This window comes from Mycoplasmoides pirum ATCC 25960 (assembly GCF_000685905.1).
GTDB lineage: Bacteria > Bacillota_I > Bacilli_A > Mycoplasmatales > Mycoplasmoidaceae > Mycoplasmoides > Mycoplasmoides pirum.
Genome location: NZ_JMKZ01000001.1, coordinates 206,407 through 221,018, shown reverse-complemented (window position 1 = coordinate 221,018; position 14,612 = coordinate 206,407). Strand labels below are relative to the sequence as shown.

The 14,612-nt window shown below is 24.0% G+C and carries 13 protein-coding genes; 1 reads left to right on the top strand and 12 read right to left on the bottom strand.

Annotated elements, in window-relative coordinates; genetic code table 4:
* Positions 1-8 precede the first annotated feature (8 nt).
* The 5 genes from T397_RS0100935 to rplM form a co-directional block, all read right to left on the bottom strand.
* Positions 9-3,317: a hypothetical protein gene (locus T397_RS0100935; RefSeq protein ID WP_155947922.1), complete on the bottom strand. Its 3,309-nt coding sequence runs from the start codon at positions 3,315-3,317 to the stop codon at positions 9-11.
* A 175-nt stretch (positions 3,318-3,492) separates the two neighbouring features.
* Entirely contained in the window at positions 3,493-4,332 is an 840-nt protein-coding gene (locus tag T397_RS0100930; protein WP_027123831.1) for a hypothetical protein, read from the bottom strand.
* Positions 4,322-5,293: a phosphatidylglycerol lysyltransferase domain-containing protein gene (locus T397_RS0100925; protein ID WP_027123830.1), complete on the bottom strand. Its 972-nt coding sequence runs from the start codon at positions 5,291-5,293 to the stop codon at positions 4,322-4,324. The genes T397_RS0100930 and T397_RS0100925 overlap by 11 nt, the downstream gene beginning before the upstream one ends.
* 61 nt (positions 5,294-5,354) lie before the next feature.
* Positions 5,355-5,747 carry a 30S ribosomal protein S9 gene (gene rpsI, locus T397_RS0100920; protein WP_027123829.1) on the bottom strand — a complete coding sequence of 131 codons (393 nt, stop codon included), beginning with the start codon at positions 5,745-5,747 and terminating at the stop codon, positions 5,355-5,357.
* Between the two features lie 25 nt (positions 5,748-5,772).
* Positions 5,773-6,213, bottom strand: a complete 441-nt coding sequence (gene rplM, locus T397_RS0100915; RefSeq protein ID WP_027123828.1) for a 50S ribosomal protein L13 — start codon at positions 6,211-6,213, stop codon at positions 5,773-5,775.
* Between the two features lie 204 nt (positions 6,214-6,417).
* Between rplM and T397_RS04175 the strand changes: the two genes are divergently transcribed.
* Entirely contained in the window at positions 6,418-7,455 is a 1,038-nt protein-coding gene (locus T397_RS04175) for a glycosyltransferase family A protein (protein WP_027123827.1), read from the top strand.
* Positions 7,456-7,462: 7 nt separating this feature from the next.
* Here the strand turns inward: T397_RS04175 and T397_RS0100905 are convergent, their stop codons facing one another.
* Genes T397_RS0100905 through prfA form a run of 7 tightly spaced genes read right to left on the bottom strand, consistent with a single transcriptional unit; the run spans position 7,463 to position 14,565 of the window.
* A complete protein-coding gene (locus T397_RS0100905; protein ID WP_027123826.1) occupies positions 7,463-9,202 on the bottom strand; it encodes a septation ring formation regulator EzrA in 1,740 nt (579 codons plus the stop codon).
* Between the two features lie 6 nt (positions 9,203-9,208).
* Positions 9,209-11,158 carry a transketolase-like TK C-terminal-containing protein gene (locus T397_RS0100900; RefSeq protein WP_027123825.1) on the bottom strand — a complete coding sequence of 650 codons (1,950 nt, stop codon included), beginning with the start codon at positions 11,156-11,158 and terminating at the stop codon, positions 9,209-9,211.
* Positions 11,145-11,624 carry a hypothetical protein gene (locus tag T397_RS0100895; protein WP_027123824.1) on the bottom strand — a complete coding sequence of 160 codons (480 nt, stop codon included), beginning with the start codon at positions 11,622-11,624 and terminating at the stop codon, positions 11,145-11,147. Before T397_RS0100895 ends, T397_RS0100900 begins: the two co-directional genes overlap by 14 nt.
* Positions 11,611-12,090: a ribose 5-phosphate isomerase B gene (gene rpiB / locus T397_RS0100890; protein WP_036448570.1), complete on the bottom strand. Its 480-nt coding sequence runs from the start codon at positions 12,088-12,090 to the stop codon at positions 11,611-11,613. The genes T397_RS0100895 and rpiB overlap by 14 nt, the downstream gene beginning before the upstream one ends.
* Positions 12,074-12,640 carry an L-threonylcarbamoyladenylate synthase gene (locus T397_RS0100885; RefSeq protein ID WP_027123822.1) on the bottom strand — a complete coding sequence of 189 codons (567 nt, stop codon included), beginning with the start codon at positions 12,638-12,640 and terminating at the stop codon, positions 12,074-12,076. The genes rpiB and T397_RS0100885 overlap by 17 nt, the downstream gene beginning before the upstream one ends.
* A 6-nt stretch (positions 12,641-12,646) precedes the next feature.
* A complete protein-coding gene (gene prmC, locus T397_RS03785; RefSeq protein ID WP_052663044.1) occupies positions 12,647-13,486 on the bottom strand; it encodes a peptide chain release factor N(5)-glutamine methyltransferase in 840 nt (279 codons plus the stop codon).
* A complete protein-coding gene (gene prfA, locus T397_RS0100875) occupies positions 13,486-14,565 on the bottom strand; it encodes a peptide chain release factor 1 (protein ID WP_027123821.1) in 1,080 nt (359 codons plus the stop codon). Before prfA ends, prmC begins: the two co-directional genes overlap by 1 nt.
* Positions 14,566-14,612 lie beyond the last annotated feature (47 nt).

Genomic DNA, 14,612 nt, shown 5'->3' with positions numbered 1-14,612 from the left:
TAAATAGATTAAGTTAATTGTTTTGGTGGTTCTTTTTTAAATTGTGCTATTTTCTTAGATTTAGGTAATCGATATATTGATAATGATTTTTTACCATCACCTCTATCAGTAGCAGTCAACAAGAATTGTCTTGAACGTTTTGAAGGATCTTTTGATTTTTCAGAATAACCAATCATAAATACTTTCTTTTTATTGTTTAAAGCAACTGAATCAGCATTTTGAGTTGTTGAAGTTTGTGGAGTATCAAATTTTTGTTTCGCAAATAAAAATTCAAGATTTGAAAGTTTTTCCTTTTTTTGTTTTGCAAGAACTACTCAAACTGAAATTAAACCAGCTAACATACCAACAAGAAGCAAGCCGATTACAATACCAGCAATATCATGAGGGGGAATTAAACCAAACCCACTATATTGAAAAGTTGGAATATTTAATGCAGAATTTTGAGCTACATTTGTATATTTACTACTTTGAATTGGAACTGAAGAATAATACATTCCATTAATAAAAGGAATAGCAACATCAAATGAAATTGTTCCACCATCTGTTTTTATATTTATAAACAATGGAGTTACAGTTGGTAAACCTGTATTGGAATCTACACTTCATCCACCTTGATAATCAATTAAAAATTCTAATCATTGAGGGCTATTAGCAATTTCATCAGCACTCTTTAATAAAATATTACTTGATGTAATCTTTTCTTGACTAACAGGATTTACTTTTCCTCAAATATCGACATTATTTGATACATTATCATAACTAACATCTTTAATGTCATGAGAAGGATTAGAAATTTTTACATATTTGCTGCTATCTTCAATAGTTAAAAAATTTCCACCCAATAAAACAAACGTTTTACATATTTTTGTTGAAGAATCTAAATAAGCATTTGGACGATAATCTCAGAAATTTTCACTATCTTTAGATAATTTTAATAAGTAGCTTGATGAATAATTATCTTTTTGATAAGTTATAAATCAAGTGTTATCAATATAAGAAATAGATAATAAATTTAAGAAATTATTCTTAACTAATGTATTGTTCCCATTAATTGTTGTCAATGTAGGTTCAATAAAATTACTTATCATGTTATTTGTATTTGCAATAGGAACTATTGTATTGTTAACTGTAGAGAAATTATATGTTAAACCATAAACAAAGCCACGAACTATTAGCATTGCTGAAATTTGATTGTATGAACCTTGAGGCGTATTTACAACATTACTTGTTATTTGTGGAGAAAAAGCAACAATTTTTTGACTTGCTGTATTATTTCAGCCATCATTAATGATAGTTTTACTTGTTGTGCTAACAGGGGATGAGTTCATTGGATTTTTATTTAATAAAATTCTTGAAAATCCATAATCATCACTACCAACTTCAGCATATGCATCATTTGATCTATTATTACTTAGACTAGGACCTCTCATTGAAGCCAATCAATTTGAAGGCATTGTAAAAAATTTTTGACCAAAATCAAAACGATAAAATTTATTATTTTGATACAAGCAATTAAATAATGAAAATCTATTTAATGAAACATTTATGTTGTTTTCAAAAAAAGTATTCAAATAAATTTTTTCATTTGGAATAGATGTTGAACTTGTTAAAGGTTGAACACAAATTAATGAAGCAATCTGACTAGTCATTACTGGTAAAACTGTTAATGATTGGATTGCAGAAAAAGGATATTTATAGTCAGTTGCATTTCCTTCAGCAGGCGCTTGTGTTGAAAATAATTGAAATGATGCATTTATTGATGATGAACCTACTAAAACATCTTTATTCTGATATTGTGTGCTTGATGATGTACTTTGTATATTTTGTTCATTAGTGTTTCTAGGTGTAGTTACTGAACCACTAGAAGCACCAGTTGGACTTTGTTTTGAAGTAATATTTTCTGGTGTTGCATAAGTAGCTTTTTTGATTGTTTCTGTACTTGTTGACGATGAAGAAGAAGAAATTAAAGTTTTGTCAAAATCAGACACATTAGGTTGCATCATTGCTAAAAATATATATGAATTTGACGTGTTATTATTTTGATTTTTTAAAGTTAAAGTTTTGGCACCACCAACATATCAAGCTAAATTAGAAATTTTATTTTTTTTCATGAACGGCAAATAATAATAATCTTTTTTTACTTGATGACTTCTGGTAGTATCAAAATATTTACCATACATGTAATCACCTTCATATTTTTTATTGAAAGGATCAAAATCATAATTTGCATATAATAAAGGAGTTACATAATAAATTCCGCTATTATTAATTTTTACTTCAAAATCGTAAAATCAAAAATTTTGATATAAATTACCACCAAATAACAAAATCATTTTTTTATTAGTTACAGCATCTTTTATATAGACCATGTTATTAGCATTATTTTTATATAATTGTGTCAACATATACATATAATTTTGATTAGATGTTGTTTGATAATTATTGTTTTCTTTTTTGTTATCAGTACCTAATAAAGCGTATATAACTGATTTTGATGAATCATTTACATAAACATTGGTTTCAGTTCTTTCACCAACATTTGCAGTTGAATTTGTAGTTTTAGTATTTCTAATAAAAGATAATCTTGAATTTTCATCAGTTTCGCTAATTGCTTCTTGAACATAAATATGATCTCAAATATTAGTAGATGCATTTGCATCTGTAATTTTTATTTGATTAGCTACAGAATTTGAAATATTATCTTTATTATTAATTTTGAAATTAGGCAAACCTAAATTATATTGATTTCGTGTTTCAAAACTTGTTCCATTATCATATAGTTGTACAACAATTGCTGGATTTGTTATTGTAATATTCATAGCATTAGCAACTGAAGTAGTTGTAACAGAACCACTTGCATTGCTAACACTAGAATTAACTCTAACATTATCATTAACTAGTAAAACATAATAATAACTAAGATCATCAGTATCAGCTACTATTTGGACTGTTTTATAATCTGATTTATCATATTTTCATTCATATAAATACTCTAAGTTGTAATTCAATTTAACAACTTTTGCAGTTTTTCCATCTGTACTTGAAGCAGATAAAATATAATTTCCTGATGAATCAATCGCTTCTTCTGAATTAACTTTTCCATTTTGAATATTTTGTGAAGTTAATTTAATATCAGAAATTGTTGACAATGGTTTTGGTTCAACATTAGTTTTAATTTCTTTACTATTATTATTAATTAGATTGTTAGATATTTGATTATTATTAGTTAGATTACATAGACCAATAAGCATTAATCCCAAAGTAAAAAAACTAAGAGTTGAATACAATCAAATTTTAAAGCGATTACTTTTTTTCATATCTTCTATATTAATAACAAAAACCACATAAAATTTATGTAATTTTGCTATTATTCCTAAATTACTTTGAAATATATTATATAAAATTGAAAAACATTTTTAAATTTTCAAAATAAAACCAAATATTTAAATTGATATATTAATCTATGAAAAAATGATGTAAAAAATTGTGAAATTAATTGCTTTCTACAAAAAATAATGATTTTAATAAATTAGGTTGATTGAACATTTTAGTTTTTGCATAATCTTCTTCTTTGATTAAAGTTTTAGGTAATAAATTTGAAAATTTTTTATCAACAATAAGTTTAGTATCTTTAGGTAAAACATTGACTAAATCTATTAAATCTTTTTCTGACTCAAAATAAATCGATTGAAGAAGATTAAATTTAGATGAATACAAACCAAAAGCATTATTAAATATAAAAATTTTGTCATCCATTAAAATATTTAAATTTATAACTTTTTCAAATTCATTAAATGAATAAAAAACATATTCATTTTGATGAAAATTTTTAATATGATTTTTGTATATATCAAAAATTTTAATAATAGTTTCTTGTCTAAAATCAATTAAATATTTTTTTAAAATTTTCTTATCAATTTTATTTGTTGAAATAAATTTTGAAATAAAATTAATCGGTATTAAATCAAAATTTTTATAAATTTTTCAATGTTCACTTTCAATTAAAATTAAATCGTATTCTTTATAAAGTTCATTAATAAATGCTGGAAAGATTTTTTTTAAAATGCCTGTGTGCTTATACTTATCAGATGCAACAACACCATAAATTAAACCTGCTTTTTTAATTTCTTTATTAATATAAATATTTTTAGGAATTACCATTAAACCTAATTCCAATATTTGATTTGAATCAATACTTAAATATATGTTGTTTGGTTTTAAATAGTTTTTAACTAAATAATTAAAAGAATTAGGTGTTTCATCTATGAAATTATCGAGAAAAATTTTTTGATAATCCTTTAAAAAAGAAACTGGATATTGATTAGTTAACATGATTACTTTTTAATTTTATATGAACAACATTTTTTTCAACAATTTTAACTGGATGATACATTCGTTTTGATAAATCAATAATAGGCGATCATACATCATCTTGACGATCTATTCATTTAACGTTTTTATGATTAATTTTTATGTTGTTTGACAATAAATATTGATATGAACCTCTTTTGCTTTTATCAGCATGTTCAATTAATATTTCACAATAATCATTGTGTTGAAAACTAATTGTTATACCAATTAATTGATTATCCAAAAATAAACCAATTCCTTGAAAAATTTGCTTTGCAATTAATTCTTTAGATTGTTTTAAAAACTTTAATTCACTTTCATAATCAAATTGACCATTTTCAGTTCCTCAATGATTTAAAAAATTAATTATTTCTTCAAAATCAATTTCATGTATCTTTTTTATTGTTGTTTTGCTAGCATAATTATTTAAATAAAAATTAAGATGGTTTCGACGTTTTTGCATTTTTTTGCCAGCCATAGTTTCAAGCTGTTCTTTAGTGTATAAATAATTGCTAAAATTTTTAAAAATGACATCTACATCATAAACAGTTTTTAATAATTCAACTTGTTCATTAGTTAAATCATCCATAAATAAACCACCTGAATTTTTTTTGTGATTTAAAAATTTTTCAATTTGTTTTTTAGCAATTTTTAAAAAACTATTATCATCTCTTACTATAGGAGCAAACAATAAATATTTATGAGAAGCATCATTTCATTTTTCTAATTCTTTGTTAGAAAAATCATTAATGTAATCTCAATATTTAGATTCATATTTACAATATAAAAAAACACAATCTAAATCTAAATTATGTTCATATGTGATTTCAACACCAAAATTTGATCATGATAGATAAGTGGCCGCAGAAAATATATTGTTTGAATTAACTTGATTAATTGCATTTTGAAAATCAACTAAATTTTCAGAATTAACACATTTCATATTGATAATTATTTATAAAATTAAAAAATTAGTATTAGAAATACTAATTTTTGAATAAGTCCTAACGTTTTGTAAATTGTGGAGCTCTTCTTGCACCATAAAGACCGAATTTTTTACGTTCTTTAGATCTTGCATCACGTGTAATCAATTTATATGCTTTTAATTTTTTCTTAAAATCTGGATTTATTTTAATTAACGCACGAGCAATTCCTAATCTAATAGCTCCAGCTTGACCAGTAAAACCGCCACCACTAACCACAACATTAATATCATAATTATTTTTTGATTCAGTAATTGTTAATGGTTGTTCTAAATCTTGAATAACAATTTTATTAGGAAAATAATTTTCAGGATTTTTTTTGTTAACAGTAATTTTTCCAGAACCAGGGGTTAAAACTACTTTTGCTACTGATGTTTTTCTTCTACCTAATCCATAAAAAGAAGCATTTGCCATACTTTATAAAATTTCTCCTAATTAATTACTTTCAATTTAAAACACTTGGTTGTTGAGCATCATGCTCATGTTTATCATCTTTGTAAACTTTTAATTTTCTAATTATTTGTTTACTAATTCTATTGTCTGGAAGCATACCTTTAATGGCATTGTAAACTAATTTATCAGAATAATTTTCTAACATTTCACGGCCACTACGTTTTTTAATGCCGCCAATATAATTTGAATGACGATATCAAAATTCATTTTCTAATTTGTTTCCAGTTAATTTAATTTTATTTGAATTAATAATAATCAAAAAATCTCCACAATCTTGATTTGGAGTAAAATTAACTTTATTTTTACCACGTAAAATATTTGCAGCTTTTACTGCTAATTTACCTAAAACTAATCCATCAGCATCCACACAATATCATTTTCTATTGTTTTGTGCTTCTGCTTTTTTTAACATTGTTGTTTTTTGCATAAGGAACCTAACAATTTAATAATTAAATTTACTTCTTTGTTTTGTCCATCAAAGTGACATACTGTCACGCAAAGCACCACAATTATATAACAAAATATTACTTTTTATTTATTATCTTAATAAATTTGCAACAAATTTAAATTATTGAAAAATTGATTTACTTTTATGTAACAATTATTTAAAATCAAACAATAACTAGCATTTATGATAAATAATAAAGAATCATTTTCTATAATTGTCCCTTTTTATAACACTAATATTGAATTTGTTAAAACATGTTTAAAATCTTTAATTATTCAAAATAAGAATTTGTTAAAAGAAATTATTGTTGTCAATGATGGAAGTGATGATTCACATACAAAAGAAATAACAAATTTAATCAATGATATTAATTTAAAAGTTAATGATTCAAATGAGTATTTAATTAAATTAATAAATCAAGAAAACAAAGGTTTAGCCGCTGCTAGAAAAACGGGTTTTCAAGAATCGAAAGGTAGTGTTATTTTATTTGTAGATTCTGATGATTGAATATGTGATGAAAAATGAATAGATAAACTAAACAACTATTTTGAAAAAAATCCCAATATAGATTTAATAAGTTTTCAAAAAATAACATGTGAAAATGAATCAAAATTTCAAATTAATTCGAATATTGACATTAATGTAGAAATAAAACAAATAAATTTTTCACTATTCTTTAATAGTAAATTTCTTGAAACAATGACTTGAAAATATGCTTATAAAGCTTATTTAATAAAAGATAATAATTTTTGAAACACATTAAATTTGCCGCACGAAGATGAATATTTTTTTTCATGTCTATTAAATAAAAATCCTAATGTTTTATTTACAAATGAAATATATTATGCGTATAGAATTAATAATCCTGATTCAATAATGTCAAATATTAAAAAAAATAAAACAGATTCTATATCAATCTTATTTGAATGACTAAATACTTTTGATGATTGAAATGCACAAAATAACAAATTTGTTAAAGAATATTTAATTCATTATTTAATCCATTTATCTGTTTATAAAAATAATTTAAGAAAACGCTTAAAATATTTAGACTGTTTAAACATAAAAGATCTTAAAATTTTTTACAAAAAATATAATTCAAATTTTGAACAAAAGAAGAAAATATATTTGTATTTAGCGATTTATTTTCCTATTTTTGATTGGTTTTTGCCAAAATTGTCTTCAATAATTTCAAAATGAAAAAATAAATTTAATAGATAAAATACAATTAATTTAAGGTTAAATTATTTGATTCAGCTGAACGTTTCATTACATCTAATAATTTTATTGCTCTTTCTAATGCTAATTCATAATTACTATATTGATATAACTCTTGAATAACATTAATATTTTTTTCTATGTTAACATTTTCATAGCGATATTTATTTAAGAACATTAATGTTAATTGAGTCATTTCTTTTATAGAAGATAATTCAACAACAGTTTGTAAGACTTTAATAAATAATTTATCAGCTTTTTCTGCTAATAAATCAAAATTTTCAAGAATATTTCGATAATCATCTTTAGCTAAAATTGTTTTTTTGGAAATAACAGTTTTGTAATCTAAGAAAATATCAAATAATTTTTTGTCCAAAAATAAATTATTTTCGGATATGTATTTTTGCAATTGAGAATATTTCAAATTTAAATCATTAATTTTATGAACAGTATTTTTATATAGACTAATCTCTTTTTCAATATCCAAAACTAATTCATTAATATTATCTTTAAGTTTTGTTACTAGATCAATAAAGACAGTAATTTTCTCTAATAACTTACTATAATTGTCGTTTGGATTGTTGATGTTAAATTTTTGCAATTCAGCAATTGAAGATTTGATTGAATTAAATAATGTTTTTAGTAAATTTATTTTTTGCAATATCTCTGCATGACCTTCAAAAATTTTATTTAATTTTTTAATAGCATCAGTTAATGTATTACTTTTTTCTTCTAAACTATTTACTCCTTTAATAAAATTATTAAGTCCTAAAGAAATAATACTTTTAGCTTCACTTTCTGTTGCTAAATTGGCTTGCATTGGTTGCAAAATTTTTAATAAGTTAGTAATTAATTCTTCAGCTTCTTTAAATTGTAATAAATGTAAATGAGTATCTATTTTAATAATTCCATCATCAGCATCACTTAATATGCGATAAATTTCACTTAATTTATTTTGATTAGCAAGACCTTTTTCACTTTCTGCTTTTTTATACAATAATTTAATTTCTTGAACTAAAAATTTTAAATAATCGTTTTTCTTATCTAGAACATATAAACGGTTGGCATAAGTTAACAAAGTGTAAATTGAATAACGCAAATTTTCTAAACTTTTTACATATTTTTCATTTTGAAACATCATTAATGCTGTATTAGCATCTTCAAAATTTTTAGAAATATTACTTAAAAAATCTTTAAATACTGGGCTATCGTATTTAACTAAAATATGCTCTTTTAAAAATGTGATCAATTGATCAACAAGTGAACGATATTCTACAATAACTTTAGAAGCTTCATTTTGATAAATAGAAGAATCCTTAGTTAAATCTTTAAAATCTTTAATTCAAATATCTAATTTATCAAATTGCATATCAATTTGCTTAAACATTTTTTTAGTTTTGCCAAAATTAAAATGATTTTTTAAATTAGTTAATTGATCTATAGCTTTTCAAATTTCAGTTAATTGTTTTTTATATTGTTCATCATAATCATGCATATATTCAATAACAAGTTTTAAATTAGACGAATTTTTAGCTAATGTTTCACGTTTACCTAGCAATTCAAGTGGTTTAATTAAACTTGAAAAAGAAATAATAGAATATTCCTTATATTTCCTTTGATATGCATACATTTTATCAATTGATTTTCTTGATTTGCAATACATTCATGCAAAAGAAAAATACAATACCAACATTAAAAGAAATAAACCTAAAAAAACAAAAAAAGCAATTTGATTATTTGTATAAACCATAAGTGATTATTTAATATCTTTTATAACTCTCTTAACTAAAGAACTTAAATCCATTTTAAAGTATTTCATAACATCATTTGGATTACCAGATTTACCAAATTCATTAATACCATAAACAATATCAACAAATTCATACCACATGTATGTGCAACCTAATTCTATTGCAATCGATTTAACTTTTGAATTCAAAACATCTTTTTTGAATAAATTAAAATTTTGTCTCAATAATTCCATTGATGTTACAGAAATAATACTTGCATTAATTTTATATTTTTTTAATTCTTTTGCTAAATCAATGCACAAACCAACTTCACTACCTGTTGCAATCAAATTAACATTAGGTTTACTTTCTTTTTTAACAAAATAGTAACCTTGTTTAAATGATTTATAATTTTTTAATTTAGATTGATTAAATTCTGATCTAGATGTAATGATATTTATTGGCGTTGTTTTTGCATTTAAAGCATAAATTATTGCTGCTTTTATTTCATCTGCATTTGCTGGTCTAAACGTAATTGTGTTAGGTATTGACCGCAACATAGTTAATTGTTCAATTGGTTGATGAGTTGGACCATCTTCACCTACAGTAATTGAATCATGACTAAATACATTAATTGAATTAATTTGATTGATAGCAGCCAACCGAATTGCAGGTTTTGCGTAATCAGCAAAACTCATAAAAGTTGAAGTAATTCCCCAGACACCTTTATGCATTGTAATTCCAAATGCTAGTGCTGCGCCTAAAAATTCTCTAACACCTATGTTAATATTTTTTTGATCATACGAGTTAATATCAAAAACTTGAGAATTATTATCCTTAACTTTTGTTGAACCAGATAAATCATTATTAATAACTAAAAGATTTGGAATTTTTTTTGTAAATTCATTAAAAACTTTATAAAAAACATTGCGTGTTGCATCTTTGTTTAATAACTCAATTTTAGATAAATCGATGTTTTCAAAATCAAAATTTAAATTAATACTATCTAAAAATTGTTTATAAAGTTTTTGATTTTTTGTTTTTAAATTATTTAAGCGTTTTTTATATTCATTATGATGCTTAGCGCCACGTAATGCTAATTCATTAAAATCTTGTTTTGCTTTTTTATTGATTTCAAATGGTTTTTGATAAGGAAATTGTAATGTAGATCTTACTTGTTCGACTTGTTCTCAACTCAATGGAGTGCCATGTGCTTTAGTAGAATTAGCATTAATTGAACCATAACCAATAATTGTCTTTACTTCAATTAAAGTAGGTTTATCACTTTTTTTAGCTAATTTGATTGCATCATCAATTTCAATAACATTATTACCATTTTTAACTAAAATGTAATTTCAATCATTAGCTTTAAATTCAGCAGCAAAATTTGTTATTGTAGAATCTTTAACTTTTCCATCTAATTGGATGTCATTAGAATCATAAATTCAAATTAACTTATTTAATTTTAATCTTCCTGCAATTGCAATTGCTTCATGAGTAATTCCTTCTTGCAAACAACCATCACCTAATAAACAATAAGTGTAGTGATCAACAACACCTTTGTAAGTTTTATTCAAATAAGCTTCAGCAATAGCAAATCCAACACTAGCAGCAGTTCCTTGCCCTAATGGACCAGTACCAATATCAACACCATCTAAAATGTGTGACTCAGGGTGACCTGAAGTTTTAGAGTTAAGTTGTCTAAAGTTTTTAATATCTTCTAAAGTAATAGAAGAATAATTTGACAAATACATTGTTGCATATAATAATGCACTACCATGTCCAGCACTCAAAATAAAACGATCACGATTAAAATAATTTAAATTTTTTAAATCAACATTTAAATGATTTTTAAAAAGAGTATACATAATTGGCGCTGCGCCCAAAACAATTCCAGGATGTCCTGATTTTGCTTTTGCAATCATTTCAATACCCAACAAACGAATTGTGTCAATTGTTAAATTATTTTTTTGCATGCATTTTTACCTTTTTTTGTTCTTTTTTGTAATCAATACTATCTTTGTATTTATCTTTTGTTTTATTTGGAACATTACGAGAATTCATATAATAAAAGAAACTCATAAAACAAGATAATAAAAAACCTAAAAATGAAATAACTGAAAAGAAAGCCAACATTAAACGAATATTGCTATTTTGAACGAATGGTGATATATAGATGCCTACAGTTTGACCTTCTAAACCTCCATTTGTAACTTCTTGACCAATAGGTCCAAAATTTTCTGAAAAATTAATAAAAGTTAATGATGGTTGATTAAGAAATTGACCATTGTTATCAACTGGATACAAGTAAGCTGCAAATCCATACATTGCAAATAAAATCATAGCAACTAACAAGATTCCCATCGCTATTCATGTTATATGCAATTTTTTAAGATTTTTCTTTTGTTCAATAGTTAAATTTTCTGTTTTATTTTTTTTCATATTTGTTATTCTCAATTTTAGTTATTTTATTAACTCTTCTTAAATGACGACCTTTTTCAAATTTACTTGATAAAAAAATATCAATTATTTCAAACATTTTTTTAATATTTGTGATTCTGGCAGCAAGGCATAAAACATTTGCATTATCATGGCGAACTGCTAAATCAGCAACTTTTGGATCGTAAACTAAAGCTGCTCTAATTCCTTTAATTTTATTTGATGCAATACAAATTCCAACTCCTGTTCCACATATTGCTATGCCTAAATTATTTTTGTCTTTAGCAACATTTGAACTTACAGCATAGCCAAAATCAGGATAATCATCTGGAGCAGTTGGACTAGTTCCGCCCATATCTTTAACTATATAATTTTTATCTTTTAGATATGCAATAATTTTGTTTTTTGCATCAAATCCAGTGTGATCAGCACCGATATAAATAGTTTTTAATTTAGTAGTTTTCTTCATAATCGATTTTATTATCCTTTAAAAACTGCACCAACTCATCATACATAAGACCTTTACGTATGATTTTACCACTATCAACGTTAAAAATAGTCGAAGGAATACTAGAATATTCATTTCCCTTAATCACAACTAAATCTTTTTCATATTTTAAAAATCTTTTTATTTTGAAAGCATCAAGAGAAGTTTTAAGTGGATTTTGTGAAGAAACATTTGCACTTGAAGAATAAATAACATTAATTTTTTTTAATATTTCTAATAATATAGGATGATCAGGAATTCGATAACTAATTTTATTAATAATTAATGTTAATGGCCCGGGCCAAAAACGATTTGCCAGTTTGTGAAATAAATAATAATCAGTTTCAACTTGTGATGAGTCATAGATAAAACGAATTAATTCTTTAAATCTTGGCCGTTTTTTAATTGCATAAATCAATTTGGGATTTAATGATAATAAACCTAATTGAGTATCAGTTTCTATAATTATTGCTCGACCACTTTTTAATTCATAAATTATTGAATCTATTTCATTTAATTCATAAACTTGCATAAATGGTTATTTCCTAATTAAGATGGTACATCTAGGTAAATTATTATCATCATTAAAATAATGAATTTTATAAATTTTTGATATTGGTTTAAATATATCTTTAATTTGTTCTTTTTGTTTAAAACCAAATTCAAAACAACAAATTTTTGGATATCATTTGTTATTAATAGCAAAATTTAAAAAATCTATATAAAATTTTAACCCTTTTTTTGATGAATATAAAGCTTTTTTAGGTTCATATAAATTAACACTAGAATTTATATCTAAATCATTTTTATCAATATATGGTGGATTGCATATTAAATAATCAATAGATTTGTTTATTTTTTTCAAGCAATCTAAAAAATTAGCTTTAATAAAAAAAACATTTTTTGCTTTAAAAATTTTTTTATTTTGCTTTGCTACTAATAAAGCTTTACTAGAAATATCTGAACCATAAATTTTATTATTAGGAAAAATTTTAGATAAACTCAAAGCTATGCAACCACTGCCTGTACATAAATCTAAAATATTTTTATTTTGGTAATTTGTTTTTTTAACATATAAAACAAATTTTTTTAAAACAGTTTCTGTGTCTTCTCTAGGAATCAATACATTTTCATTAACAAAAAATTTATTTTGAAAAAAAATAGTTTCATTTGTAATATAACCTAATGGAACTTTTTTAACAAAATATTGATTCATAAGATATTTAAATTTATTAAGATTAAAATCTATTTTATTATCTCTAAATAAAATTAAATCTGTTTTATTTTTAATTTTGTTAGAAATAAAAAAAATTAATTCATAAAAAACTGGTTCATTATTAAAATCTTTAAATTTATTTTGTAACTCTAAAAATGTCATTACAAAGCAAATTCTTTCATTTTTTCTGCTTGTTCATTTGCTCGAAGATTTTCAATTAATTCATCCAAATCGCCCATCATAAATGAACTTAAATTATTTATTGTTAAACCTATACGATGATCTGTAACTCGATTTTGTGGATAATTATAAGTGCGTATTTTTTCAGCACGATCTCCAGTACCTACTTGAGAGCGTCTTAATGAAGATAAATTTTCATTTTGTTCGTTTTGTGCTTTTTCTCATAATTTAGTTCTTAACATTTTCATTGCTGTTTCTCTATTAGAAATTTGTGATTTTCCTTCTTGACATGAAACTGCAATACCAGTTGGTAAATGTGTTATTCTAACAGCTGATTCTGTTCGATTAACATGTTGACCGCCAGCACCAGATGCTCGATATGTATCAATTCTTAAATCAGCAGGATTAATTTGAATTTCAACTTCATCTTGTTGCGGCAAAACAGCAACAGTTATTGTTGAAGTATGAACTCTACCTTTAGCTTCTGTTGCAGGAACTCTTTGAACTCTATGAACTCCTGATTCAAATTTCATTTTTGCATAAACATCTTCACCATTAATTTCAAAAACAATAAATCCATATCCAACACTGGTTGTTTGTGATTCTAAAATTTTTATTTGCCATTTTTGAGAATCACAATACGCTTTATACATATCAAAAACATTTCCTACAAAAATTGATGATTCATCACCACCAGCAGCGGGTCTAATTTCAACAATAACAGATTTATCATCATTAGGATCAATAGGTAATAATAAAACTTTTAATTCTTGTTCCAAACTAGGTATTTCATTTTTAGAGGCATCTAAATCTTTTTGAGCCATTTCATAAAATTCTTTCATTGAAGAATCATTCAAAATTTTTTCAGATTCTAAGCCTTGATTAATTAGTTTTTCATATATTTGAAATTTAAATAACAATTTTTGTTTGTGCTTTAATTCACGATTAATTTCATTAGCACGTTTGATATTGCTACCTATATTTTCTAATTCTATTTCTAATTTTTTTGCATTTTCTTGTATGTTTTTTAAAGCTTGAAAAAGTTGTTTATTATATTCCATAAAATTCCTAAAAATTATTAAATAAAATAGAAAAGTAGCACAATTAA